Here is a 596-nt window from a genome sequence, read left to right on the forward strand (position 1 = left end):
GGCGGGACGGCCATGATAGCCGCGTGCCAGGCCCCCGCCTGCGACGTAGAGCTCTCCGACGACCCCGGCCGGGCACAGGCCGAGCCGCTCATCGAGCACGTAGGCGCCCGTATTGGCATAGGGCGAGCCGATGGTGATCTCATCGCTCATCTCCCCCGCGACCACGCCGATGGTGGTCTCGGTCGGCCCATACTCGTTGATGATCCGCGCTTGGGGACAATAGGTCCGCAGGATCGTCAGATGTGCCGACGTCACCGCCTCGCCACCCAGCATCACGGCGCCGATCCGGCCGGGCACGAGGCCGCTGCCTTCCAGGAGCCCCACATGCGAAGGCGTCAGCTTGATCGTCGCCGGCGGCGGATCGAGCGCAAAGACCGCCGCCAGCGCCGCCTCCGGGCGTGGCTCGGCGATGATGTCGATCCGCCCGCCGTGGCAGATCGGCACGAACAGGCTGGTGAGGGTCAGGTCGAAGCCGGCCGCCGTGAAGAGGGGCATCGAGACCCCGTCCAGGCCGAGCACATCCCGGCCCACATGGTCGACATAGTGGGCGATGCTGCGATGCTCGACGCAGACGGCCTTGGGCGTTCCGGTGCTGC

Annotated in this window: 1 protein-coding gene; it reads right to left on the minus strand. The window is 69.3% G+C overall.

Going from position 1 to position 596, the window contains the following annotated elements; all coding sequences use genetic code 11:
• Positions 1 to 596: AMP-binding protein (locus JCR33_RS24680; RefSeq protein ID WP_198884805.1), on the minus strand; the 596-nt coding region annotated here is incomplete at both ends.

The organism is Acuticoccus mangrovi (genome assembly GCF_016411865.1).
Taxonomy (GTDB): domain Bacteria; phylum Pseudomonadota; class Alphaproteobacteria; order Rhizobiales; family Amorphaceae; genus Acuticoccus; species Acuticoccus mangrovi.